Below are 24,066 nucleotides of genomic sequence, written 5' to 3' on the forward strand. Positions count from 1 at the left end.
AGTACAGTTCTTTGCCACTGTACTGGATTGTAGCTGGGGCGGTTCTGCTCCGGATGCTTCCATACAGGCTCCGCCAGGCGTCGCCTGGCACTTCAGGATCACAGGCGTGGAACGGTCGGCGAGTGGTTGGATCAATGGCTTCATCGGGGTGGTGATCTTCGCTGGCTCATTGCCGGCCACCCGTCTGGCGGTGCTGCAGTTGGATGCGGGGTTCGTCACTGCCGCGCGCGCCACCATCGCTGCCGTGCTCGGCCTGGGCCTGCTGCTGATGCTGCGCCAGCCATGGCCACGCCGAAGTGACCTGCCTGGACTGGCGGTGGTCAGCCTTGGGGTAGTGGTCGGTTTTCCGCTGCTGACCGCGCTCGCGCTGCGCCATGCGTCGTCGGCGCACACCATCGTGTTCCTCGGCCTGCTGCCGCTGAGCACTGCGCTATTCGGCGTGCTGCGCGGTGGCGAGCGGCCACGCCCGGCGTTCTGGTTGTTCTCGCTGCTGGGCAGCGCCTGCGTGGTCGGTTATGCGGTGCGCAACGGCATCGAGGCGTCCTTGCAGGCCGACCTGCTGATGCTGGCGGCAATCGTGGTGTGCGGGTTGGGCTATGCCGAAGGCGGACGGCTCGCCCGTCATCTCGGCGGTTGGCAGGTGATCAGCTGGGCGTTGCTGCTGGCCTTGCCGGTGATGCTGCCGTTGGCGGTGCTGATGCGCCCGGCCTCGTTCACGGCGGTCGGTGCCTCGGCATGGTGCGCATTGGGTTATGTGGCGGTGTTCAGCATGCTGATCGGCTTCCTGTTCTGGTACCGCGGGCTCGCGCAGGGCGGCATCGCCGCCGTCGGCCAGCTGCAGCTGCTGCAGCCGTTCTTCGGCCTAGCGCTGGCCGCGCTGCTGCTGCACGAATCGGTCAGCGCCAGCATGGTGCTGGTGACCGTGGTCGCGATGATCTGCGTGGCTGGCGCGCGCCGCTTCAGCCGCTAGGAAAAAGGTGACGGAGGGGATTAAGTCGTTTCAGGCATGGCAGAACCGATTACGACTAAATTCCCTCCGTCCCCTTTTCTGGGGAGCCGCGGAAAAGATGCGCAACGGCATAGTCGATGAACACGCGCAAGCGTGCGCTGGGATGGCGCCCACCGGGCCAGAGCAGCGAGAACTGCCCCTGGTGCGTGGGCAGCGCGGGCAGTACCCGTTGCAGGCGGCCATCGGCCAGCGCGTCAGCGGCGAGGAAGTCGGGCATCCAGGCCAGGCCCATGCCTCCGATTGCAGCGGCCAGCACGGCTTCCATGTTGTTGCAGGTCATCGACGTGGGAGCGCGCGCCCCGGCATCGCCTTCGATGCCCGGCAGCTGCCACGGATGCAGCTTTCCAGTGGTGGGGTAACGGAAGCGCAGTGCGGAATGCCTGCCAAGGTCGCCCACGTCGCCGGGAGCGCCGTGCGCCTGCAGGTAGCCCGGCGCCGCACAGAGGATGAAGCGGAATCCGCCCAGGCGGCGTGCGGTCAGGCTGGAATCGGCCAGTTCGCCGCTGCGTATCACCGCGTCCAGGCCTTCGCTGACCACATCGACGATGCGGTCGTTGAAGTCCAGTTCCAGCTGCACCTGCGGGTAGCGTTGCTGGAAGCCGGGCAGCACCGGCAGCAGGAAGCGGTAGCCGATGGTGGGCAGACCGATGCGCAGCAGCCCGCTGGGGGCGTGCTGTCGCTGCGCCAGGTCAGCCTGCGCTTCGGAAAGTTCGTCCAGTGCACGCCGGCAGCGCTGCAGCAGCAGTTCGCCTTCGTCGGTGAGGTGCACGCGGCGGGTGGTGCGCTGGAACAGGCGCGTGCCCAGGTCGAGTTCGAGGCGGGCGATGCGCTTGCCGACCGCCGAGGCGGACAGGCCGAGTACGCGGGCGGCACCGACGATGCTGCCGGCCTCGGCGGTGCGGACGAAGGCGAGCAGGGCGGAGATGGAGTCCATGAAGGCATCATTGCGGAACATCTGGCCGCAATCAACGTCCATCAAGCCTGTTTTTCTGGAATAACGGCCTGTCCATCATCAATGCCCCCGATGGATGGAGGCCCGCATGGCCCCGGTTTCGATGTTCCCTGTACCTGCCCGCGCGCAGCAGCGTTGGACGCTGCTTGCCGTCTGCCTGGCCGCGCTGGCATTGCCGTTGTCCTTCTCTGCCGGTGCGGTTGCGGTGCCGGCGCTGGCGCGTTCCGCGGCAGCATCGCCCACCGCGCTGGCCTGGGTCACCAACGCCTTCATGCTCACCTTCGGCAGCCTGCTGCTCGCTGCGGGCGGCCTGGCCGATCGTTATGGCCGCCGGCGGCTGTTCCTGTTGGGCACGGTGGGCTTCACCCTCGCCACGGCCGTGGTCTGCCTTGCTCCCGCGCTGCTGTGGTTGGATCTGGCGCGCGGATTGCAGGGTGTTGCGGCTGCAGCGGCGTTGGCATCCGGCACGGCGCTGTTGGCACAGGCCTGGCAGGGGCCGGCGCGTGCCCGTGTCTTCGCCCTGCTGGGTACGACGTTCGGCATGGGGCTGGCGTTGGGGCCCCTGCTCGCGGGCCTGCTGCTGCAGGCACTGGGATGGCGCAGCGTGTTCGCCACGGGCGGTGTGCTGACGCTGATGGCCTTCGGCCTGGGAGCACGCGCGTTGCCTGAAAGCCATGGCGAGCGCCGACCGCTGGATATCGGCGGCATGCTGAGTTTCAGTCTGACGCTGGCGGCGTTGACCCTGGCCCTGCTGTGGCTGGGCGAGTTCGGCCTGCATGCCGCGCGCGTGCAGCTGGCGCTGCTGGCGACGCTGCTGTCGGGCGGTGCGTTCGTCTGCATCGAACGGCGGCACCCCTCACCGTTGCTGGATCTCTCGCTGTTCTCGCAATCGGCGTTCCTCGGTGTCCAGCTGCTGCCGGTGGCGACCTGCTTTGGCTACGTGGTGCTGCTGGTCATACTGCCTCTGCAACTGCTGGGCGTGCATGGCCAGAGTGCGACACGGGTAGGGCTGCAGATGCTGGCGCTTTCCGCGCCGATGCTGGTGTTGCCGATGCTGGCCGCGCGATGGGCCGAACGCATGGGAAGCGCGCGGCTGTGCACACTGGGTCTGCTGCTGTGTGCCGCCGGCCTGTACCTGCTGTCGCGGCAGGCATCGCACCCCTCGCCCTTGCAGTGGGTGCCGCTGCTGATGCTGGTCGGCGCAGGCACCGCTTTGCCGTGGGGGCTGATGGATGGACTGTCGGTGAGCGTGGTACCGGTGCAACGTGCCGGCATGGCCGCCGGCATATTCGGAACCGTGCGGGTGGCCGGCGAAGGCGTCGCGTTGGCCGCGGTGACGGCGCTGCTGGCGCTGCTGATCGATCAACAGCTGCAAGGGGCTTCGCCGGTGTCGTTGGCGCGTGCCGGTGCTTACCTGGCGAGCGGGTCCCGGGCGCAGGCGGCGGCGCTGCTGCCTGCGATGGGGGGCGAGCAGCTGCGGCAGGTCAGTGGCGAGGCGCTGGCACAACTGCTGCGTGTACTGGCGCTGCTGACCGCCGCCTGTGCCGTGCTGTTGCACCTGTTGCTGCGGAAACGCACAGGCGCGTTGGTCGGGAACACGGCGTAGCAGGCACATCACCGGCCTGCGCCGTCATCCCGTTGTCGTGTCCCGCTCACGCCGCCTATGCCTACCCGGGCCTAGTCTTGATTGTCCCCGTCCCCCACGGAGACCCGCCATGTGGCTGCTCGACCATCTCTGGCCCGGCCGTAGACCCCTTCCTCCCCCGGTCGAGGACGCGCCACAGGCACCGTCACGCCGGCCCTGGCTGAAACGCCCGGCGCGGGCCGGGCGCAGCGGCATGGCACCCTGGCAGAAGATCGCCGCGCCGCTGCGGCGCACCCGCCACTAGCCGGTGCGGTCTGATGGGTGGTTGACCCCATCGCTGACCGGGATCACCCCCAGCGCGAACGGGTCGATGCCTTCCAGGCACGCCACGTTGTAGCCGTACTGGTCGGGGTTGGAGCGCCGCCGGTGATGGGTGTAGATGCCGCACACCCCGCAGAAGTAGTGTTCGGCGACATGGGTGTTGAACTGGTACTTCTGCAGGTGATGCTGCCCGCGCACCACCTGCAGGCCCTGGCGGGGGACGCTGGCGGCGATGGCGCCACGGCGCCGGCACATCGAGCAGTCGCAGCGGCGGGGATCGACGATGCCGTCCGGCAGGTCCAGCAGCAGCTCGACCGTGCCGCAGTGGCAGGTTGCGCGGTGCTGGGGTTGGACCGGAACGCCGGCCACGGAAGTGATGCCCATCATTGCTCCTGTTTGATCTATCTGGCCGCGGGGGCCGTCGCAGACGGTGCGCCGGCGTGCCTGAACGGGCCGTAGATGCCACGGTGAACCCGCTTGTGGCTAACTATGCGGCTTCGGGACCGCGACAGGATGCCAGTGAGAGCCGCAGGACGTTGGATGACAGGAAGTGCCATGGCGCTGGCAGCGTTGTGGGTGACCGGCCTGCTGGCCTATCAGATGCCCGGGCCGGGCTGGCTGGCCAATGGCATTGCGGTGCTGTGGCTGCTGGTTGCGCTGCGGGCGTCGTGGCGGGTTGCACGAGGTCGCAGCAACCGTCGGCTGGGCCTGGCGTTCGGCGCTTCGCTGGCACTGGCCGGCCTGTGGTGGTTGCTGCTCACCCCGCGCCAGGACCGGGTATGGGCCGACGACGTTGCCCAGCGCCTGCACGTGGTGTCTTTCGATGGCCGCCATGTGGTGCTGGACAACGTGCGTGACTTCACCTGGCGCAGCGAGACCGACTACGACGCGCGGTGGGTGCGCCGCACGTACGATCTGGACCAGCTGCGCTCGGCCGACCTGGTGCTGTCGTACTGGATGGGCCCGGCCATTGCCCACACCCTCATCTCGTTCGGCTTCGACGATGGCCGCCATGTGGTGTTCTCGCTGGAGATCCGCAAGGAACGGGGTGAATCGTTCTCGGCGCTGGGCGGCTTCTTCCGCAAATTCGAGATGACCCTGGTCGCCTCGGAGGAGACCGACATCATCCGCACCCGCACCAACGCGCGTGGCGAGGATGTTTACCTGTACCGCCTGCATGGCATGGACCGCGCGCAACTGAAGGAACTGTTCGCGGCCTACATCGCGCAGGCGCGCGAGCTGGATGCGAAGCCGGGCTTCTACAACACGCTGACCAGCAACTGCACCACCATCGTCTTCGACCTGGCCCGCCACATCGCGCCGCGCCTGCCGCTGGACTACCGCCTGCTGCTGTCCGGCTATCTGGCCGAGTACGCGCAGGAGGTGGGGGCCTTGACCCCAGGTGTGCCGTACGCCGAGCTGCACGACAAGGGTCGCATCACCCAGCGTGCGCTGGACTTGGGCGACGGCGCGCATTTCTCCACCGTGATCCGCCAGGGCGTGCCTGGCACCGAGCAGGACCCGCAGTAATGACCCCACTCTTCCCGTTCCGCTGGCAGCGCCTGCTGCCGGTGTTGTTCGCCGCCTTCCTGCTGCTGGGCAGCAGCGGTTGCGCGATGGTCACCGTCAAGCAGGTCAAATCCAGCGATTCGCTGGTCAACAAGCGTGCCGATGTGCTCAATACCGGCAAGCTCAGCCCGGCCGCGCGCGAGACGCTCAGCGCGGCAGGCCTGGACGAGTCGCAGTGCGAAAAAGACTTCCTGGTCTGCCGCAGCACGCTGCTGATGACCGATGGCCTCAACGTCGAGCAGCGCCTGTCGGCGCTGTCCGAGCTGTGGGTGAAGGCCGCGCTCGCACTGACGCCGAAGAAGACCGCTGCCGGCGATCCACCGATGAGCGACGAGGCGCTGGACGCCTGGCTGGAGGCCGCGCGCTACGCGTATGCGTACCTGTTCTACAGCGGGCGCTCGCCGTCCGACCGCGCCTTCGAGGACCGGCAGACGCAGGTGCGCGACTACTACAACTACGCGGCTGAAAAAGCGGCGGTGGTGCTGTTCGTGCGCGCGCGTGCCGCAGCATTGGCGGGCGAGGACTACACGAAGCCGATCTCGGTCGGCAGCTGGTCGCTGGCCTCCAACTACCAGCAGTTGAACCTGAAGAGCATCCCGGCGCAGCTGGTGCCGGCCGGCACGGTCAGCTTCGTCGGCCTGCGCAGCACCTATCGCCGCGATGGCTTCGGCGCCGAACTGGTGATGGTGATGGACCCGCCGAAGCTGGTTGCGCCGGCGGAGGGGCCCAAGGCGGAAACGGCGGCGGATGATGCCGATGACGAGGGTCGTCGCCGCCGCCATCGGCATGATGATTCGGTACCCGAGTTCAGCGAGATGTCCTCGATCAACGTCACCGCGCTGCTGCGCTTCGAGGGCAGCAACCTGGACGATGTGATGCGCACGCGCCGGGTCGAGTTGGACGCTTACTCGCCCGAAGCCACCGAGCGCATCACCCTGCATGGCGAGCAGGTGCCGCTGGCCGGCAACTTCACCGCCGCCTATGGCCTGTGGCTGGCGCAGAGTGGCTTCGCCCGGCAGTCGCTGCGCACCCTGTTCGGCATGAGCGAGGGCATCGGCGAACCACATATCTACCTGATGCAGCCGTGGGATCCGAACCGCCGCATCATCTTCATGCTGCATGGCCTGGCCAGCAGCCCGGAAGCCTGGGTGAACCTGGCCAACGAGATCATGGGCGACGCCGAGCTGCGCCAGCAGTTCCAGGTGTGGCAGGTCTACTACCCGACCAACGCACCGATCGCGCTGAACCGCTATGAGATCGCCAACGCGTTCAATGACACGCTCAAGCACTTCGACCCCAACGGCAGCACGCGTGCGTCGAAGGACATGGTCTACATCGGCCACAGCATGGGCGGCGTGCTCGCGCGCCTGCTGGTGAGCGACTCGGGTGATGTGCTGTGGGATGACCTGCTGGCCAACTACGACCTGAAGGGCGAACGCCTGAAGCGGGTGCAGGCCAAGCTGGGGCCACTGCTGCACTTCAAGGCGCAGCCGAACGTGGAACGCGCGATCTTCATCGCCGCGCCGCACCAGGGCACGGATATCGCCGGCAACAAGGTCGGGCGCCTGATCGGGCGCCTGGTACGCCTGCCGCTGACCATACTCGGCAAGTTCGAGGACGTATTCATGGCGCTGGCACAGGCTGAGCAGCAGGTCGATGGCACCGCCAAGCCGAAGATCCCCAACAGCATCGACAACCTCAAGGCCAGCGATCCGTTCGTGAAAGCCGCCGCACAGCTGCCGATCGAGGCGGGCCTGAAGTACCACTCGATCATCGCCCAGCGCAAACCGGAACTTCCGGTGCAGAAGTCCGACGATGGGCTGGTGCCGTACTGGAGTGCGCACCTGCCGGGCGCGCTGTCGGAGAAGGTGATCATCTCCGGGCACAGCGTGCAGGAGACGCCGCAGGCGGTGCTGGAAGTGCGCCGCATCCTGCACCGGGATATCGATGACGTGGGGGCAGGGACCCGGTAGTGCCGGCCGCTGGCCGGCACCATCACGGGATTCCAGCGCCTGCGGAGGTTGCCGGCCAGCGGCCGGCACTACCGCAACGCGGCTGCCTGCACCCGCCGCGCGATCCCCGCAGCCAGCACTGCCATGCCGAGGGTGGTGGCGCGGTAGCGGGTGGACAGGATCGAGGCGGCGGCCGGCGGGTGCGTGTCGGCGGGCGCAAGTGTTGTGTTCATGCCAGGCGGGCGCGGGCCGCGCTTGTCAACGAGCGGCGAAGATTGCAGCATGACACCTCAACCGTAGTTGAGGTCAAGGCATGGCATCCCAGGAATTGAGCGTGGGAGAGGTTTCCCAGCGCAGTGGCGTGGCCATTTCCGCGTTGCACTTCTACGAGCGCAAGGGCCTGATCAGCAGCCTGCGCACCGCCGGCAACCAGCGCCGCTACAACCGCGACGTGCTGCGCCGGCTGGCGGTGATCCGTGTGGCGCAACGGGTGGGCATGCCGCTGGAGGCGGTCGCGCGGGCGTTCGAGAGCCTGCCGGAGGGACGGACACCCACCAAGGCCGACTGGGCCAAGCTGTCTGCTCGCTGGCGCACCGAACTGGAAGAGCGCATCCACATGCTGCAGCTGCTGCGCGATGAACTGACCGGCTGCATCGGCTGCGGTTGCCTGTCGCTGAAGCGCTGCCGCCTGGCCAACCCCGAGGACATCCTCGGCGAAGGCGGTGACGGCCCGATGCGCTGGGAATGAAAAAAGGGGACGGAGGGGATTAAGTCGCAAGTGCACAAACGACTTAATCCCCTCCGTCCCGTTTTTCTTACCAGACCGTGAGGGTCTCTCCGCTCTGGATGCCTTCCACCGCGCGCTGGAAGGCCAGCGCCGCGCGCTGCGCGCTGACCGCTTCGAAGCCGGGGAAATAGGGGCCATAGGCGGCCATCGATTCGATCAGCACGTTCGGGCTGACCACGTTGATGCGCAGGCCGCGCGGCAGCAGCTCCAGTGCGGCGGCGCGCACGAAGCCTTCCAGCGCCGCATTCACTGCGGTGGCGTTGACGCCGTCGCGGATCGGTTGGGCGCTGATGATGCCGCTGGTCAGGGTGATCGAGCCACCGGCGTTGAGGTGGTGCTGGGCGGCCAGTGCCAGCCGCACCTGCCCCAGCAGCTTGTCCTGCAGGCCGGTGTTGAACTGTGCTGGCGTCATCTGCTGCAACGGGCCGAAATGCACCGAGCCGGTGGTGGAGATCACCGCATCGACCGGGCCGGTCCGCGCGAACAGTTCGGCGACGCTGGCGTCATCGGTCAGGTCCACACGCAGCTCGCCGCTGTGGCGGCCGGCAGCGAGGATCTGGTGCTGTTGGCTGAGCTGTCGGGCGACTGCCTGGCCGAGGGTGCCACTGGCACCGACGAGGAGGATCTTCATGGCCGTTCCTTGCGTGAGGGAGTGAGCGCAGTCTGCGCCGTCACAGTGGGGTTTGGTAAGCGGCGTATGATTCGCAGATTCCTAACCCTGGATTAGTAATGGACACCCTTCGCTGCATGCAGGCCTTCGTCGCGGTCGCCGAGCGCGGCAGCTTTGCAGGGGCTGCCGAACAGCTGCAGGTGTCGGCGGTGATGGTCGGCAAGTACATCCAGCAGCTGGAGGCGCACCTGGGCACCGCGTTGCTGCAACGGAACACCCGTCGCCAGCGCCTGACCGAAGCCGGCAGTACCTACCTGGCCGGGTGCCGGCAGGTGCTGGAGCAGGTGCAGCAGGCCGAGGCCGACGTGGCCGGCCTGCAGGTTCAACCGCGCGGGCTGCTGCGGGTCAGCGCACCCACCACCTGGGGCAGCTGCGTGCTGGCGCCGCAGTTGGCCGGCCTGCTGCGCGCGCAGCCGCAGTTGAACATCGAACTGGATCTGAGCAACCGCCGTGTGGATCTGATCGAGGACGGCTTCGATGTGGCGATACGGGTCGGGCCGCTGCCATCGCAGGAGGTGGTGGCGCGGCCGCTGCCGCCGTATGCGATGAGCCTGTGCGCGGCACCGTCGTACCTGCGAAGGCGTGGTACGCCGCGTACGCCGGCAGATCTGGCCGGGCATGACTGCCTGAGCCACCTGGCCTGGCGCGGTGGCCATGGTTGGCAGCTGGCCAATGGCGAACAGGTGGACTGGGAGGCGCGCCTGACCTGCAACGACGGGTTCGCGCTGCGCGAAGCCGCAGTGGCCGGGGCGGGTCTGGTGTTGCAGCCGACGGCGTTGCTGGCTGGCGAGATCGCGGCGGGGCGGTTGAAGCCGCTGCTGCGCGACTACCTGCCCGAACCGCGGCCGATGCACCTGATCTACCTGCCCGACCGCCGCCCGCGGCCGCGGTTGCAGTGCTTCGTCGATTTCGTCATGACCACGTTGGGGCAATGATCAGCGGGGTAGATGGGGTCAGATCCCTTTGCCTCGGCAAAGGGATCTGACCCCAGGGGATCAATCATTCGCCGCAGACAGTTCCTGCCCACGCACCTGCGCGGCGCGCAGTGCGGTGTCCACCAGCGCTTCGAACCCCCCGGCCTGGAAGCGCTCGATCGCGGCCTGGGTGGTGCCGTTGGGCGAGGTCACGCGGCGGCGAAGCTCGGCCGGGCTTTCGCCGGCCTCATCCAGCATGCGCGAGGCGCCCAGCAGGGTCTGCACCACCAGCGTGCGCGCGGCGTCGGCCGGCAGGCCCTGGGCGATACCCGCCGCTTCCATCGCTTCGGCCAGCAGGAACACATAGGCCGGTCCGCTGCCGGAGACCGCGGTGACCGAATCCATCAGCGCTTCGCTGTCGATCCACACCGTGCGCCCGGCACTGGCCAGCACCTGTTCGGCCTGCGCGTGCTGCTGCGCATCCACCGACGGCGTGGCGTACAGGCCGGTCACGCCGGCGCCGAGCAGGGCGGGCGTGTTCGGCATTGCACGCACCACCGGCAGATTGCCACCCAGCCAGCGCTCCAGTTGCGCGCTGGTGATGCCGGCGGCAATCGACACCACCAGCGGCCGGTTCGCCTGGGCCAGCGCCTGCAGCGACTGGCAGACCTCGCGCAGCACCTGCGGCTTGACCGCCAGCAGCCAGGTGCCGCCCTGTGCGGCGGCCTCGGTTGCGTTGTCATGCACCTGCACGCCGAAGTCCGCCGCCAGCGACTCGCGCAGCGCGGCAACCGGTTCGGCCACATGGATGTGCGTGGACGGCACGCCCTGGCGGATCAGGCCGGCGATCAGGCTGCGGGCCATGTTGCCGCCGCCGATGAAGGTGATGGAATCAGTTGCCATGGAGGTCTCCTTCGAATGTCAGGCCGGGCGCGGGCGGGCGCCGAACAGGGCGGTGCCGATGCGCACCAGGGTGGCGCCCTCGGCGATGGCGTCGGCGTAGTCGCTGCTCATGCCCATCGACAGCGTATCGACCTGCGCGTGCCGGGCGGCCAGCGCCTGGAAAAGTGTGCGCATGCGCACGAATGCATCGCGGCGACGCTCGGCCTCGGGCCATGGCGCGGGAATCGCCATCAGGCCACGCAGGCGCAGGTTGGGCTCAGCGGCAATCGCGGCGGCCAATGCCTCGACAGCCTCCGGCGCACAGCCGTGCTTGCTGGATTCGTCGTCGATGTTGACCTGGATCAGCACGTTCAGCGGGCCGCGTGCGGCCGGGCGATGGCGCGCCAGCGCGGTCACCAGCTTGGGCCGGTCCACGCTCTGTACCCAGTCGAAATGGCTGGCCACGGCATCGGCCTTGTTCGACTGCAGGTGCCCGATCAGGTGCCACTCCAGCGCCAGGTGCTGCAGCGCCTGCATCTTGGCCAGCGCTTCCTGCACATAGTTTTCGCCGAAGGCCTGCTGGCCCTGCGCGGCCAGCGCGGCCACGGCCTCGGCCGGTTGGGTCTTGGACACGGCCAGCAGGCGCGGATCAGGCCGGCCGGCCGCCTCGGCGGCGGCATGCAGGTTGCTCAGGATCTGGGGCAGGGGAGTGGCCACGTGACGCGTTCCGTTGAATCAGGAGGCTATACTGCCGCCCGGGGAAAGATCCTTCCAGTCGAAGCCGTTATTGGGGAGTAGCCGCTCATGGATATCGCCGAACTGCTGGCGTTTTCCGTAAAGAACAAAGCGTCCGACCTGCACCTGTCCGCAGGCCTGCCGCCGATGATCCGCGTGGACGGCGACGTGCGCCGGATCAACATTCCGGCCCTGGACCACAAGCAGGTCCATGCGCTGGTGTACGACATCATGTCCGACAAGCAGCGCCGCGATTACGAGGAATTCCTCGAAGTGGACTTCTCCTTCGAGATCCCGTCGCTGGCGCGCTTCCGTGTGAACGCGTTCAACCAGAACCGCGGTGCCGGTGCGGTGTTCCGTACCATTCCGTCCGAGGTGCTCACCCTCGAGGACCTGGCCTGCCCGCCGCTGTTCCGCGAAGTGATCCAGCAGCCGCAGGGCCTGATCCTTGTGACTGGTCCGACCGGCTCGGGCAAGTCGACCACGCTGGCGGCGATGATCGACTACATCAACAAGAACGAATACGGCCACATCCTCACCGTCGAGGATCCGATCGAATTCGTGCACACCTCGCAGAAATGCCTGATCAACCAGCGCGAAGTGCACCGCGATACGCATGGCTTCAACGAAGCGCTGCGCTCGGCACTGCGCGAGGACCCGGACATCATCCTGGTCGGCGAACTTCGCGACCTGGAAACCATCCGCCTGGCGCTGACCGCCGCGGAAACCGGCCACCTGGTGTTCGGCACCCTGCACACCAGCTCGGCGGCCAAGACCATCGACCGCATCATCGACGTGTTCCCGGCCGGCGAAAAGCCGATGGTGCGCTCGATGCTGTCCGAGTCGCTGCGCGCGGTGATTTCGCAGGCGCTGCTGAAGAAGGTCGGCGGCGGTCGTACCGCAGCGTGGGAAATCATGGTGGGCACCCCGGCCATCCGCAACCTGATCCGCGAGGACAAGGTGGCGCAGATGTATTCGGCCATCCAGACCGGCCAGCAGTACGGCATGATGACCCTGGACCAGCACCTGCAGGACCTGGTCAAGCGCAGCCTGATCACCCGCAACCAGGCCCGCGACTACGCCAAGGACAAGCGCCTGTTCGAGTAAGGCGGGGCAGCGACGGGGCGGTGCGCGCCATGCCGCGGCCGCCACCGTGTTGTTTCCTCCACCGACCGTTTCCTGGTACACGCCCTTCTGGGAGCCCGCCGTGAACAGCACCGCGACCACCATCGATTTCACTTCATTCCTCAAGCTGATGGCGCACCAGCGCGCCTCGGACCTGTTCATCACCGCAGGCATGCCGCCGGCGATGAAGGTCAACGGCAAGATCTCGCCGATCACGCAGACGCCACTGACGCCGCAGCAGAGCCGCGACCTGGTCCTCAATGTGATGACCCCGGCGCAGCGCGAGGAATTCGAGAAGACCCACGAATGCAACTTCGCCATCGGCCTGTCCGGTGTCGGCCGCTTCCGTGTCAGCTGCTTCTACCAGCGCAACCAGGTGGGCATGGTGCTGCGTCGCATCGAGACGCGCATCCCGACCGTGGAAGAGCTGAGCCTGCCGCCGATCATCAAGACGCTGGCGATGACCAAGCGCGGCATCATCCTGTTCGTCGGTGCCACCGGTACCGGTAAATCGACGTCGCTGGCGGCGATGATCGGCTACCGCAACCATAATTCGACCGGCCATATCATCACCATTGAAGACCCGATCGAATTCGTGCACAAGCACGAAGGCTGCATCATCACCCAGCGCGAAGTCGGCATCGATACCGACAGCTGGGAAGCGGCGTTGAAGAACACCCTGCGCCAGGCGCCGGACGTGATCATGATCGGCGAGGTGCGCACACGCGAGGGCATGGATCATGCCATCGCCTTCGCTGAAACCGGCCATCTGGTGCTGTGCACGCTGCATGCCAACAACGCCAACCAGGCGATGGACCGCATCATCAACTTCTTCCCGGAAGACCGCCGCAACCAGTTGCTGATGGACCTGTCGCTGAACCTCAAGGGCGTGGTCGCGCAGCAGCTGGTGCCTTCGCCCGATGGCCGCTCGCGCAAGGTGGCGATGGAGATCCTGCTGGGCACGCCGCTGGTGCAGGACTACATCCGCGACGGCGAGATCCACAAGCTGAAGGAAGTGATGAAGGACTCGGTCCAGCTGGGCATGAAGACCTTCGACCAGAGCCTGTTCGAGCTGTACCAGGCCGGCGAGATCAGCTACGAGGATGCACTGCGCTACGCCGACTCGCAGAACGAGGTGCGCCTGCGCATCAAGCTCAGCCAGGGCGGCGACGCGCGCACCCTGTCGCAGGGGCTGGATGGCGTGGAGATTTCCGAGATCCGGTGACCGGACGGGCGCCTGCGGGCGCCCCCTGCTCCGGGATGACCGCAGCGCCGGATGCACGCCGGCGTGAACCTGCCAGGGAGGCCTGCATGCGTGCGACTGCGAGCGTGATACTGGCCATCGCCGTGCTGCTGCAGGCCGGCTGTGCCCGTACCCCCGAACCGGCTGCCCCGGCCGAGGGCTGCGACGATCCGCAGGCACATGCCTGGTATCTGCTGCCACCGCCTGCGGCGAAGCGCGGCGGAGACTTGCCACCGTTCATCGATTTCACCGGGTCAGCGAGGAGGATCTATGATGCCCGGTTGCGGGATCTCGATGGCTTGCCGGAGCCGTCGTTCCGCTGTGGCAGCGTGCCGGCACAGGCATATCGCTTTGTCTGGGATCCTGCATTCTTCCCGGGCGTGGTCGTTCGCGCACAGCGCAACGCGGCGGGTCAAGCTTGGATCGTCGGCCGCAGTGTGCGCGATTTCGAGATTCCCGGATCGTCGCCCGGGCGTCCATCCACCGTCATCAAGGGCGGCACGTGCGCTGCACCGCGCGCGCTGAGTGCGCAGGAATGGAAGGCCATCGCCGCCGCGTTTGCGCTGTTGCAGGGCGAAGACGCGAGCGCCGGGCTTGATGGCTCAACGTGGATGTTCGAGTCCGTGGTGGACGGCGAGCAGCGTTGGTTCGCGCGATGGGTGCCGCGGGATCCGGCGTTCCGCAACACCGGCAGGATGATGGTGGAACTGGCGGGTTGCACTGACACCCTGCAGGGCATGGAATGACGGGCACCGCAGGCGATTGATGAATTCCAGTCATGACCGACTGCGGCCGGGCTGGCTCACTCCAGCCCCACGACAGGCGTATCGTCAGTACTTCCCCTCTGGAGCACGACGATGCAGACACGTGAACTTGGCCGAAGCGGCCTGAAGGTTTCCGCCCTCGGCCTGGGCTGCATGGGCCTGACCCATGCCTACGGCCAGCCGGTCGAGCAGAGCCAAGGCATCGCCCTGCTGGAGGCCGCCGTCGAGCGCGGCGTGACCTTCTTCGATACCGCCGAGGTGTACGGCCCGTATACCAATGAAGAGCTGCTTGGCCAGGCGCTGGCGCCTTACCGCGACAGGCTGGTGATCGCCACCAAGTTCGGTTTCAAGGACGCGCGCACCGATGACGGCCTCGACAGCCGTCCGGAGAACATCCGTGCCGTGGCTGAAGCCAGCCTCAAGCGCCTGCGTACCGACCATATCGACCTGTTCTACCAGCACCGCGTCGACCCGAACGTGCCGATCGAAGATGTGGCCGGCACCGTGCGCGACCTGATCGCCGAGGGCAAGGTCGGGCACTTCGGGCTGTCCGAGGCCAGCGCCGCCACCGTGCGTCGCGCGCATGCGGTGCAGCCGGTCGCCGCCGTGCAAAGTGAGTACTCGCTGTGGTGGCGCGAACCGGAGCGCGAGCTGCTGCCGACGCTGCAGGAACTGGGCATCGGCTTCGTGCCGTTCAGCCCGCTCGGCCGTGGCTTCCTGACCGGTGCAATCAACGCCGATACGACCTTCGACGCCAACGACTTCCGCAACAGCGTGCCGCGTTTCCAAGTGGAGGCGCGCCGCGCCAACCAGGCGCTGGTGGATCGCATCAGCACGATCGCGGCAGCGCGCGGTGCGACGCCGGCGCAGGTGGCCCTGGCCTGGCTGCTCGCGCAGGCGCCGTGGATCGTGCCGATCCCGGGCACCACCAAGGTTCATCGCCTGGAAGAAAACCTGGGCGCGGCCGACCTGCAGCTGGCGCCGGAAGAACTGCAACGCATCGCGCAGGCGCTGGACGAAGTGTCGATCGTTGGCGAGCGCTACAACGCGCAGCGTGCGGCACAGGCCAAGGGTTGATCACCAGGTGGGTGCGGACCGTTGGTCCGCACTCCTTGACCCTCACCCCTTCATCGGCCCACGCAGCGCATCCAGCACCGTCCGCATCGCCACGGTGACGTGGCGGCGCGACGGGTAATACGCGTAGTAGCCATCGAAGTGCGGGCACCAGTCGTCCAGCACCGACTGCAGTCGCCCATCGTCCAGCATCGGCTGCACCTGGTCTTCCGGCAGCCAGGCCAGGCCGCTGCCGGCCAGTGCCGCGGTGCGGGTCATGCCCATGCTGTTGAAGATCCACTGGCCACTTACGCGCACGCTCAGTTCGTTGCCGTGCTTGCCGAAATCCCACGGCATCAGACCGCCGTGCGTGGGCAGGCGCAGGGTGACGCAGTTGTGGTCGGCCAGCTCGTGCGGATGCCGTGGCGCCGCGTTCCGACGGAAGTAGCTGGGCGCGCCGACCACGCGCATGCGCAGCGGCGGGCTGATCGGCACCGCGATCATGTCGCGCGCCAGCCGCTCGCCGAGACGGATGCCGATGTCGTAGCGCTCGGCGACGATGTCGGCCAGGCCGTAGTCGGTGGTCAGTTCCACCTTGAGGTCCGGATAACGCTGCAACAACGGCGCCAGCCGCGGCCAGGCAAGGTACTCGGCGGCATGGCCGGTGGCGTTGATGCGGATGGTGCCGGCTGGACGTTCGCGGTACTCGGCCAGTGCGGCCAGCCCATCCTCGATCTCGGCCAGGCGCGGAGCGAGGGTCTCGAGCAGGCGGGCGCCAGCTTCGGTGGTGGACACGCTGCGGGTGGTACGGGTCAGCAGGCGCACGCCCAGGCGCTGTTCCAGCCCGCGCATGGCATGGCTGAGCGCGGACTGGGAGACGCCCAGCTGCGCGGCGGCCTTGGTGAAGCTGCCCTCGCGGGCAACGTGGACGAAGGCCTGCAGGTCGTTGAGGTTTTCGCGGGGCATGAGGGGATGATACGGCTCCCGGATTGAACGGATCCGTCGATTTCCGGCTCCCGGGTTCGTCGTACCGGTACATCCAACAGAAGGAGCTTCCGCGTGGGCACTGACACCAAGCCGAAAGGCCCGGCCTCGTATTTCCCCTCCATCGAGAAGACCTACGGCCAGCCGGTGGCACATTGGTTCGGCCTGCTGTCGAAACAGAAGGGACTCAAGCACATGGAGCTGGTCGGCTTGCTGAAGAGCGAGCACGGACTGGGCCATGGCCACGCCAACGCGCTGGTGGCGCATCATCTGGCCGGACAAGGTTGACCGGGTCCCGGAGCGCGTGGGGGGTGGGGCGTATTCAGCTGAACGATTTCATCTGCAACTGTCATCCAGATCGTGTCTAATACCGCTCCCCACCTGCTGTTCCCCCACCCGCATGTCCCTTCCTTCCCATGGCCCCGCGCCGTGCGACGACGCTGACGGCCACCTGGTCACCGCCGGTCCGCTGACCCCTCCGCCGGACAGTGCCGGCACGACCGCCGATGAGAGAGCGCTGCGTCACTCGATCGCCGAGGACGTGCAGGGCATGGTGCTGGCCACGATGGTGGCCTCGCTGGGGCTGGCCATCTTCGCCAAGAGCGGGCTGATGATCGGCGGTATGGCCGGCATGGCCTTCCTGCTGCATTACGCGCTGGGCTGGAACTTCGGCGTGGTATTCGTGCTGGTCAACCTGCCGTTCTACTGGGTGGCGGTGCGGCGCATGGGCTGGGAATTCACCCTGAAGACCTTTGCCGCGGTCACCGCCTGCGGCGTGCTGACCGACCTGCTGCCGCGCTGGATCGACTTCTCGCACATCCACCCGCTGTATTCGGCAATCGTCGGTGGCGCGCTGTCCGGCCTGGGCATCCTGTTCTTCATCCGCCACCGCGCCAGCCTCGGCGGCATCGGCATCCTGGCGGTTTACCTGCAACGCACCCGTGGCTGGAGCGCGGGCAAGGTGCAGATGTCCTACGACGCCTGCCTGATGGTGGCTGCGTTCTTCGTATTGTCGCCGTCGAAAGTGCTGTATTCGGCCATCGGCGCGGTGGTGCTCAGCCTGGTGCTGATGTTCAACCACCGCCCCGGCCGTTACATGGGCGTATGACGATTCGACGGCCGGCCCCGCCGGAACCCACGCGTGATGATGCCGGGCCATGCCCGGCGGAGATGCGTCAGCGGGCTGCGGCCTGCAACCAGGGCGGCGACAGTGTCAGCAGCCGCGCATGCACCGGGCAATCCTCGGCGTGCGCCCCTGGCAGGTAGCCCAGGCTCATCAGGAATTCGCCGGTGATCTCGCCGCCGGTGAAGCGGAACGTCTTCTTGAAAAGCTTCACCCAGTCGGCCTTGCTGCGTGGGTGGTGCGCATCCAGCCACGCCGCGAAGCTGCCATGGCTGGCCCGCAGCTGCTGGATCACCTGTGCGTTGTGGATCGCCGCCAGTACCTTCAGGCGGTTGCGGATGATGCCCGCGTCCGACAGCAGGCGTTCGATGTCCTGCTCGGCATATGCGGCCACGCGGTCCACATTGAAGCCGTCGTAGGCCGCGCGGAAGCCCTCGCGCTTCTTCAGGATCGTTTCCCAGCTCAGCCCGGCCTGGTTGATTTCCAGTACCAGCCGCTCGAACAGTTCACGCTCTTCGCGCTGCGGGAAGCCGTACTCGTTGGCGTGGTAGAAATCGTGCACCGGGTGGCCCGGGGCGATGAGGCAGTAGCCGCTCATGGGGAAGGCTCGTTGGATTCGGATTCGGATTCGGGATCGATGGCCACCGCAGGGTGCCCGCCGATGGACAGCATCGGCCAGCGCGCTGGCACGAGAGTGAGTTTGCCGTCACGCAGGGCGTGGTTGATCGTCTCGGCCTGGCCGCTGACGGTGCCGAACAGCGCACCGGCCCGGCGCCACTGGGAATCCTTGCCACGTGCGTACAGCACGCAGTCCGGTCCACGGTGGGTGTTCAGCTCGCACAGCAGCACCTCGCCGGTACCATCGCCGTCCAGGTCGCGATGCACGATCAGGCAGTCGCGCTCGCTCTGGGCGCAGGACTCGCCATTGATCGATCGGGTGGCCAGAGCTTTCCACCAGTCGTCCGGTGGCGAACTGGATCCCTTGGCCAGCTTCAGCGCGCGCTGCAGGGCGGCGACGTCCTGCGGCCCCTTGTCGAGGCGGTGGCCGTCGTCCCAGCGTGAGGTGCGTGCCAGGGCAGCAGCGATCACCTGTGGCGCGTTGGCATCGGCGGTGATGGCCGGATCGCGCTGCAGTTCGCGCAGCGCCTGCACGCCACGGCGCCCCAGGTCGAAGCGCAGCACGTTGACGTCGCTGCTGGTGATCGCCGGCGGGTCCGCGCGCAGCCGCTCCAGTTGGCTGGACAGGGTCAGCCGCACCGGGTCCAGCAGGGGCGAGTTGCCCAGCAGTGCCAGTGCCAGCACCACCCAGCACATCCAGCGGTTGACCGGCTCCAGCATCTGCAGCCAGCGGCGCTGCCGGCGCAGCACGGCCAGCGCGTAGCCCACGGCATAGCCGGCCGTGGCCAATGCGACGAGTACCGCCCAGAAGCGATCCAGGGTCCAGCCGTACTGCGCCACGCGCAGGCCCAATGCATACAGTGCCAGCACGGCGTAAACCGGCAGCGTCAGCAGGCTGGCTTCGACCAGCCTGCGCAGCACCAGAGGGTAGGGAACACTGTCTTCCCCCTGCTGGTAGACCGCATTGGTAAACGTCACCAGCAGCAGTGACACCACCACCAGAAGGCTGGCGGCGGAACGGGTCTTCCACAGCGGTTCCAGCCCGGTAAGCGGCAGGCTCAGCACGAACAATACGGCGATGAACGACAGCAGCGGCAGCAGCCCACGGCAGATCGCGAACAGCACCTGGCGGGTGATCTGGATCGCGCGGTGCTGGGTGCGCCCGATCAGCACGCCGAACCCGGCCAGGCTGCCAGTGGCCAGCGCGATGAAAGCGTCCTGCCGGAACAGGTCGCGGAAGACATTCACGTCCAGCAGTTGGAACAGCGCTGCCCACAGCCACAGCAGCAGCCAGGTCAGCCCGGTGAACAGCGCCGCCAGGGCCAGGGTCAAACCGTTCTGCCAGGCGCGCTCGAACAACTCGGGGTAGCTGGCGCGCCAGTGCCCATGCTGCAGCTGGAACTGCCACCAGGGCAGGGCCACGAACACCGCCACGGCCATGCCCAGGGTCAACGGAAACTGCAGCGTGCCCGACTCCAGTGCGGTCTCGCCATTGAGGTTCCAGCCGATCCAGGCGGCCAGCGCCAGCACCACCGCCGAGCCGAGTACGGCCTGCAGCCACAGTCGGCGCTGGCCCAGCTCGACCAGGCTCAGCGCCACCGCGCTCGGAATGGCCAGCACCCAGGCGTACCAGCAATAGCGCCAGCCGATATCGCGGAACGGCCACGCGTCGGACAGCTCCTGCGCGGCATACAGCATCAGGCCCTGCAGTAGGGCAAGCAGGACGATGGCGCTGCGTGCCGGCAGGGTCAGGGGCGATGAAGACTGCATCAATGACCTTCCGTGGCAAAGCACCATCCTAGCCCATCGCGGTTCGGCGCCATCGCGCGACCATCCCGCCCCCAGCAGGTAGAATGGGCCCATGCCTGTAATGCCGACCTCCCTTGCCGATCACCTGCTCGTCGCGCTGCCGTCGCTGCTCGACGCGACCTTTGCCCGCAGCGTTGCGCTGATCTGCCAGCACGACGAGAACGGGGCGATGGGCGTACTGGTCAACCAGCCTTCCGAATACACGCTGGGTGAAGTGCTTGCGCAGATGGACATCACCACCGGTGATAGCGACCTGCAGGCGCGCATGGTGCTCAATGGCGGCCCGGTGCATCCCGAGCGCGGCTTCGTCATCCATGACGACGCGCGCGCATGGGATTCCAGCCTGACCGTGGGTGACGGCCTGTACCTGACCACCTCGCGCGACATCCTCGAAGCGATGGCGCGTGGCGAAGGCCCGGCCAATGCCGTGGTCACCCTCGGCTGTGCAGGCTGGGGCGCAGGGCAGCTGGAAAGCGAGCTGGCCGAGAACAGCTGGCTGACCGTGCCGGCCGACGCCGAGCTGGTGTTCCAGCTGCCGCTGGAGCAGCGCTGGCAGGGTGCGGCCTCGCGTATCGGCGTTGACCTGTTCCGGCTGACCGACTACAGCGGCCATGTCTGAGCCCATCACGCCCGCGCCGGATTCTGCGGCCCCGGCCATCCGTCGTGACGGCACGGTCCTGGGTTTCGATGTCGGCTCGCGGCGGATCGGCGTGGCCATCGGCAGTGCCTTCGCTGCGCATGCGCGTGCGGTGGCCGTGGTCGATGTGCACGGCAACGGTCCGGACTGGACCGCGATCGAACGCCTGCTCAAGGAATGGAAGCCCGATGGCCTGGTGGTGGGCGACCCGCTGACCCTGGATGGCCAGGACCAGCCCAACCGCAAGCGCGCGCAGGGCTTTGCCCGCCAGCTGCGGGAACGTTTCAAGCTGCCGGTGGTAATGATCGACGAGCGCTCCAGCTCGGTCGAAGCTGCCCGCCGCTTCGCTGTCGAGCGCGCCGAAGGGCGCAGGCGCCGCCGTGACGCGGCCGCCCTCGATGCAGTGGCCGCGGCGGTGATCATCGACCGCTGGCTGTCGTCACCGGACGACGCCACTCCCATTCCCTGACTGCACGACTCCCGCCATGACCGCCCAGCAACTCGATGCCTCCGGACGCCTGCGCCACCTGCTGACCCTTGAGGGCCTGCCGCGCGAAACCCTGCTGCAGCTGCTCGACCGTGCCGGGCAGATCCGCGATGCCGCGGTCGGCCGCGTCGGCAACAAGCGCCACGTGCTGGCCGGTTCGGCGGTATGCACGCTGTTCTTCGAACCGTCCACGCGCACCCGCAGTTCGTTCCAGCTGGCTGCGCAGCGGCTGGGCGCCGACGTGCTGAATTTCGATGCCTCCACCTCGTCCACGCGCAAGGGCGAAACCGCCTGCGACACGCTGCGCAACCTGGAAGCGATGGGCGTGCGTGGCTTCGTGGTGCGCCACCCCGATGACGGCGCCGTGGCCGCACTGGCCGAGGCGGCGGGCGAGGGCACGGCGTTGATCAACGCCGGCGACGGCCGCAGTTCGCACCCCACCCAGGGCCTGCTGGACATGCTGACCCTGCGCCAGGCCAAGGGCCCGGATTTCTCGAAGCTGAAGGTGGTGATCGTCGGCGACGTCAAGCACTCGCGGGTGGCGCGCACCGACCTGCACGCGCTGCGTACGCTGGGCGTGGGCGAGATCCGCGTATGCGGCCCGCAGTCGCTGCTGCCCGACGATGAGACCCTGAAGGGCTGCGTGGTCGGCGATGATTTTGACGCCATGCTGGAAGGTGTCGATGCCTTCATGATGCTGCGCCTGCAGCGCGAGCGCATGGAAGAGGGCCTGGTGCCGTCGCTGGAGCAGTATCACGCGCAGTACGGCCTGACCCATGAGCGCCTGGCCCGTGCCGGCAAGGATGCCGCGGTGCTGCACCCGGGCCCGATCAACCGTGGCGTGGAAGTGACCGACGAGGTGGCCGACGGCCCGCAGTCGTGGGTGCTGCGCCAGGTCGCCAACGGCGTTGCGGTGCGCATGGCCGTGCTTGAAACGCTGCTGGGCTGATCGCTCTGGTAGGTGTCAACCTTGGTTGACACACTTACCGCGCGGCTTGTCCGCGCACCGCTCTGGTAGATGCCAACCTTGGTTGGCACTATCCATCCGCGCCCAAGTTGTCGAGCGGATCACACGAAGCCCCAAGCTCCCATTCGCACCATGCATGGGGATATTGCCCAAGCCGCGTCGTCAGCCCGGCCCTGATCGGATTTCCCATCAGATACATCGCATGCCGGTGCAACGATTCGTCAGAGCGGATCGCATGATCGTGATAGCAGGCCTGCCAGAAGCGCCCGACGCGCCCCAGCAACCGGTTTACCTGCTGGGCTGTGCGCGACTTGAAACGCTTCATGACGGTTTCCAGCGTTCCCGCACGTAGTTCGACCAGCCAGTGGATGTGGTCGGGCATGACCACGTACGCAATCGAGCAGGTGAAGCCTTCCTGATCCAGTCGCTGGAATTCGCGGACTGCCAAGGCGGCCGCTGCGGCGTTGGTGAAGAGCGGCGCGCGGTCATGGACGACGGTGGTGAGGATATAGCTGAGGCCGATGCTGGAGCGACGACCGAGCAGGAGGCGTGTGTTCTGCATGGAGCAAGCATGGACGGGCCCGCTTCCAGTGAACATCGGGGAATGGGTTGGTTTCAGGTAGGCCAGTGCCAACCAAGGTTGGCAACTACCAGAGCAGTCAATCCCAACCAAGGTTGACAACTAGCGAAGCTATGGCTCAGCGCTTCTGTGCGAACAGCCACGCCCACATCGCCGGGTCGGCGTAGGTGGCATCCCAGGCGTTGTGGTTGCCGTCGGGGTATTCGGTATAGCGCACGTCACGCGCACCGGCGGCTTGGAATGCGGCGTGCAGGCGGCGGTCATCGGCAGGCGGCACCACGTCATCCAGTGCGCCGTGGAAGATCCAGATCGGGGTGTGCCGCAGGCGCTGGGCGATGGCCGTGTACGGGTCGGCCTCGTGGGCAACCTGCTCGACGAACAGGGTCGGCCGCACCGCACGCGGGGCCAGTACCGCGCCGCATACCGGCACGATCGCCGCGAAGCGGCGTGGGTCGTCCAGGGCGATGTTCCAGCTGCCATAGCCGCCCATCGACATGCCGGTCAGATACTGGCGCGCCGGGTCGGCACCGAACTCGGCAATGGCGGCATCCAGCGCGGCCAACGCAACGCGGTTGTTGCGTCCGCTCCATTCCTCGCGCCCCGGCACCTGCGGGAACACGGCCAACGCCGGGAAATCGGCCGCATGCGCGCGCAGGTACGGCCCCAATCCGGCATGGGTCGGCTTGACGCCATCGCCGCCGCGCTCGCCGGATCCGTGCAGGAACAACACCACCGGCAGCGAGCCGGGTGTGCGCGCCGATGCCGCCGGAACGAACACCTGGTAGTAGGCCGTTTCGCCATCCACCTTCACCGCGCGCGCTTCGAAATGCCCACGGGCGCTGTCGGGCATCGAAGTGCAGCCGGTCAACACCAGAAAGACCAGGGCTGGCAGCCCGCGCAGGATTGAACGGAGCATGAGGTTTCCCGAAGCGGCGAGATCACTGCATCGTAGTCCGCCGCCGTCAACGCGGCATCATGCGCCGCATCACTGCGGGCGCGGGAAACTGGCGATGATGTCCAGCTGTTCCTGGGCCTCGGCATTGCCTTCGGCGGCCGCCGCCTGCACCTGCGCCAGGTCGGGGTGCAGGACCACCAGCAGCGGGTTCTCGCAGACCGGGCAGTCGTACTCGGTGGCGTCCTCGTCCAGCTCCATCTCCATCGCACGCGAACTGCCCTTCCATTCGCAGGCCGGGCAGGTGTGCTGCTGGTCGCGCCAGCCAGGCTGGAAATAGTTGTCGATTGTGGTTGCCATGAGGGTCCAGTTGGAATCGGGTCAGAGCCCCGCGCAGCGGGGATCCGA

Annotated in this window: 26 protein-coding genes and 1 pseudogene; 15 read left to right on the forward strand and 12 right to left on the reverse strand. The window is 67.3% G+C overall.

The features are described from left to right. Window positions 1-106: 106 nt before the first annotated feature. Window positions 107-970: a DMT family transporter gene (locus ARC23_RS10770; RefSeq protein WP_057497232.1), complete on the forward strand. Its 864-nt coding sequence runs from the start codon at window positions 107-109 to the stop codon at window positions 968-970. A gap of 55 nt (window positions 971-1,025) precedes the next feature. On the opposite strand, the gene ARC23_RS10775 is transcribed toward ARC23_RS10770, so the two are convergent. Beyond that, the gene (locus tag ARC23_RS10775) at window positions 1,026-1,943 is read right to left on the reverse strand and encodes a LysR family transcriptional regulator (protein WP_057497267.1); all 918 of its coding nucleotides are present in this window, start codon (window positions 1,941-1,943) and stop codon (window positions 1,026-1,028) included. Between the two features lie 106 nt (window positions 1,944-2,049). Here ARC23_RS10775 and ARC23_RS10780 point away from each other — a divergent pair, with 106 nt between their 5' ends. Next, entirely contained in the window at window positions 2,050-3,567 is a 1,518-nt protein-coding gene (locus tag ARC23_RS10780) for an MFS transporter (protein ID WP_057497268.1), read from the forward strand. A 279-nt stretch (window positions 3,568-3,846) separates the two neighbouring features. Here ARC23_RS10780 and ARC23_RS10785 read toward each other — a convergent pair whose 3' ends face one another. Continuing rightward, a complete protein-coding gene (locus ARC23_RS10785; protein WP_014646209.1) occupies window positions 3,847-4,251 on the reverse strand; it encodes a GFA family protein in 405 nt (134 codons plus the stop codon). Window positions 4,252-4,422: 171 nt separating this feature from the next. Here ARC23_RS10785 and ARC23_RS10790 point away from each other — a divergent pair, with 171 nt between their 5' ends. After that, window positions 4,423-5,397 (forward strand): Lnb N-terminal periplasmic domain-containing protein, encoded by a 975-nt coding sequence (locus tag ARC23_RS10790; protein ID WP_057497233.1) that lies wholly within the window; start codon window positions 4,423-4,425, stop codon window positions 5,395-5,397. Then, on the forward strand, window positions 5,397-7,409 hold the full coding sequence (locus tag ARC23_RS10795) for an esterase/lipase family protein (protein WP_057497234.1): 2,013 nt from the start codon (window positions 5,397-5,399) through the stop codon (window positions 7,407-7,409). The genes ARC23_RS10790 and ARC23_RS10795 overlap by 1 nt, the downstream gene beginning before the upstream one ends. Window positions 7,410-7,477: 68 nt before the next feature. On the opposite strand, the gene ARC23_RS20995 is transcribed toward ARC23_RS10795, so the two are convergent. Continuing rightward, complete coding sequence (locus tag ARC23_RS20995; protein ID WP_160321656.1) at window positions 7,478-7,621, reverse strand: hypothetical protein; 144 nt, start codon at window positions 7,619-7,621, stop codon at window positions 7,478-7,480. An 80-nt stretch (window positions 7,622-7,701) separates the two neighbouring features. On the opposite strand from ARC23_RS20995, the gene soxR reads away from it, so the two are divergent. Then, window positions 7,702-8,136, forward strand: a complete 435-nt coding sequence (gene soxR, locus ARC23_RS10805) for a redox-sensitive transcriptional activator SoxR (protein WP_057497236.1) — start codon at window positions 7,702-7,704, stop codon at window positions 8,134-8,136. A 67-nt stretch (window positions 8,137-8,203) separates the two neighbouring features. Here the strand turns inward: soxR and ARC23_RS10810 are convergent. Continuing rightward, a pseudogene (locus ARC23_RS10810) lies at window positions 8,204-8,833 on the reverse strand (short chain dehydrogenase); the annotation flags it as partial. 71 nt (window positions 8,834-8,904) lie between these two features. Here ARC23_RS10810 and ARC23_RS10815 point away from each other — a divergent pair. Beyond that, on the forward strand, window positions 8,905-9,780 hold the full coding sequence (locus ARC23_RS10815) for a LysR family transcriptional regulator (RefSeq protein WP_057497238.1): 876 nt from the start codon (window positions 8,905-8,907) through the stop codon (window positions 9,778-9,780). Window positions 9,781-9,840: 60 nt separating this feature from the next. Here ARC23_RS10815 and proC read toward each other — a convergent pair whose 3' ends face one another. Both proC and ARC23_RS10825 read right to left on the reverse strand, forming a co-directional pair. Then, window positions 9,841-10,662 carry a pyrroline-5-carboxylate reductase gene (gene proC / locus ARC23_RS10820; protein WP_057497239.1) on the reverse strand — a complete coding sequence of 274 codons (822 nt, stop codon included), beginning with the start codon at window positions 10,660-10,662 and terminating at the stop codon, window positions 9,841-9,843. A gap of 18 nt (window positions 10,663-10,680) precedes the next feature. Next, window positions 10,681-11,358: a YggS family pyridoxal phosphate-dependent enzyme gene (locus ARC23_RS10825; RefSeq protein ID WP_057497240.1), complete on the reverse strand. Its 678-nt coding sequence runs from the start codon at window positions 11,356-11,358 to the stop codon at window positions 10,681-10,683. An 87-nt stretch (window positions 11,359-11,445) separates the two neighbouring features. On the opposite strand from ARC23_RS10825, the gene ARC23_RS10830 reads away from it, so the two are divergent. From ARC23_RS10830 to ARC23_RS10845, 4 genes are all read left to right on the forward strand, one after another. Next, window positions 11,446-12,483, forward strand: a complete 1,038-nt coding sequence (locus ARC23_RS10830; RefSeq protein WP_006422551.1) for a type IV pilus twitching motility protein PilT — start codon at window positions 11,446-11,448, stop codon at window positions 12,481-12,483. Window positions 12,484-12,583: 100 nt separating this feature from the next. Further along, on the forward strand, window positions 12,584-13,726 hold the full coding sequence (locus tag ARC23_RS10835; protein ID WP_080393071.1) for a PilT/PilU family type 4a pilus ATPase: 1,143 nt from the start codon (window positions 12,584-12,586) through the stop codon (window positions 13,724-13,726). A gap of 122 nt (window positions 13,727-13,848) precedes the next feature. Next, a complete protein-coding gene (locus ARC23_RS10840) occupies window positions 13,849-14,490 on the forward strand; it encodes a hypothetical protein (RefSeq protein WP_152985249.1) in 642 nt (213 codons plus the stop codon). A gap of 111 nt (window positions 14,491-14,601) precedes the next feature. Then, window positions 14,602-15,585, forward strand: a complete 984-nt coding sequence (locus ARC23_RS10845) for an aldo/keto reductase (protein WP_057497242.1) — start codon at window positions 14,602-14,604, stop codon at window positions 15,583-15,585. A gap of 42 nt (window positions 15,586-15,627) precedes the next feature. Here ARC23_RS10845 and ARC23_RS10850 read toward each other — a convergent pair whose 3' ends face one another. Next, complete coding sequence (locus tag ARC23_RS10850; RefSeq protein ID WP_057497243.1) at window positions 15,628-16,527, reverse strand: LysR family transcriptional regulator; 900 nt, start codon at window positions 16,525-16,527, stop codon at window positions 15,628-15,630. A 93-nt stretch (window positions 16,528-16,620) separates the two neighbouring features. On the opposite strand from ARC23_RS10850, the gene ARC23_RS10855 reads away from it, so the two are divergent. Next, window positions 16,621-16,833 (forward strand): DUF4287 domain-containing protein, encoded by a 213-nt coding sequence (locus ARC23_RS10855; RefSeq protein WP_057497244.1) that lies wholly within the window; start codon window positions 16,621-16,623, stop codon window positions 16,831-16,833. A 112-nt stretch (window positions 16,834-16,945) separates the two neighbouring features. After that, window positions 16,946-17,653 carry a YitT family protein gene (locus ARC23_RS10860; RefSeq protein WP_057497245.1) on the forward strand — a complete coding sequence of 236 codons (708 nt, stop codon included), beginning with the start codon at window positions 16,946-16,948 and terminating at the stop codon, window positions 17,651-17,653. A 67-nt stretch (window positions 17,654-17,720) separates the two neighbouring features. On the opposite strand, the gene ARC23_RS10865 is transcribed toward ARC23_RS10860, so the two are convergent. Next, entirely contained in the window at window positions 17,721-18,266 is a 546-nt protein-coding gene (locus ARC23_RS10865; protein ID WP_057497246.1) for a DNA-3-methyladenine glycosylase I, read from the reverse strand. Then, window positions 18,263-20,056 carry a DUF4153 domain-containing protein gene (locus tag ARC23_RS10870; protein WP_057497247.1) on the reverse strand — a complete coding sequence of 598 codons (1,794 nt, stop codon included), beginning with the start codon at window positions 20,054-20,056 and terminating at the stop codon, window positions 18,263-18,265. The genes ARC23_RS10865 and ARC23_RS10870 overlap by 4 nt, the downstream gene beginning before the upstream one ends. Window positions 20,057-20,147: 91 nt before the next feature. Here ARC23_RS10870 and ARC23_RS10875 point away from each other — a divergent pair, with 91 nt between their 5' ends. Genes ARC23_RS10875 through ARC23_RS10885 form a run of 3 tightly spaced genes read left to right on the forward strand, consistent with a single transcriptional unit; the run spans window position 20,148 to window position 22,168 of the window. Next, entirely contained in the window at window positions 20,148-20,714 is a 567-nt protein-coding gene (locus ARC23_RS10875) for a YqgE/AlgH family protein (protein ID WP_057497248.1), read from the forward strand. Further along, entirely contained in the window at window positions 20,707-21,201 is a 495-nt protein-coding gene (ruvX, locus tag ARC23_RS10880; RefSeq protein WP_057497249.1) for a Holliday junction resolvase RuvX, read from the forward strand. Before ARC23_RS10875 ends, ruvX begins: the two co-directional genes overlap by 8 nt. A gap of 16 nt (window positions 21,202-21,217) precedes the next feature. After that, a complete protein-coding gene (locus tag ARC23_RS10885) occupies window positions 21,218-22,168 on the forward strand; it encodes an aspartate carbamoyltransferase catalytic subunit (RefSeq protein WP_057497250.1) in 951 nt (316 codons plus the stop codon). Window positions 22,169-22,256: 88 nt separating this feature from the next. On the opposite strand, the gene ARC23_RS10890 is transcribed toward ARC23_RS10885, so the two are convergent. From ARC23_RS10890 to ARC23_RS10900, 3 genes are all read right to left on the reverse strand, one after another. After that, window positions 22,257-22,748, reverse strand: coding sequence for an REP-associated tyrosine transposase (locus ARC23_RS10890; RefSeq protein ID WP_057497251.1), 492 nt, complete (start codon window positions 22,746-22,748; stop codon window positions 22,257-22,259). 136 nt (window positions 22,749-22,884) lie between these two features. Further along, the gene (locus tag ARC23_RS10895; RefSeq protein ID WP_057497252.1) at window positions 22,885-23,682 is read right to left on the reverse strand and encodes a carboxylesterase family protein; all 798 of its coding nucleotides are present in this window, start codon (window positions 23,680-23,682) and stop codon (window positions 22,885-22,887) included. Window positions 23,683-23,751: 69 nt separating this feature from the next. Further along, complete coding sequence (locus ARC23_RS10900; RefSeq protein WP_057497253.1) at window positions 23,752-24,018, reverse strand: hypothetical protein; 267 nt, start codon at window positions 24,016-24,018, stop codon at window positions 23,752-23,754. Window positions 24,019-24,066: the final 48 nt, after the last annotated feature.

Origin of the sequence: Stenotrophomonas beteli (assembly GCF_001431665.1) — a bacterium.
Taxonomy (GTDB): domain Bacteria; phylum Pseudomonadota; class Gammaproteobacteria; order Xanthomonadales; family Xanthomonadaceae; genus Stenotrophomonas; species Stenotrophomonas beteli.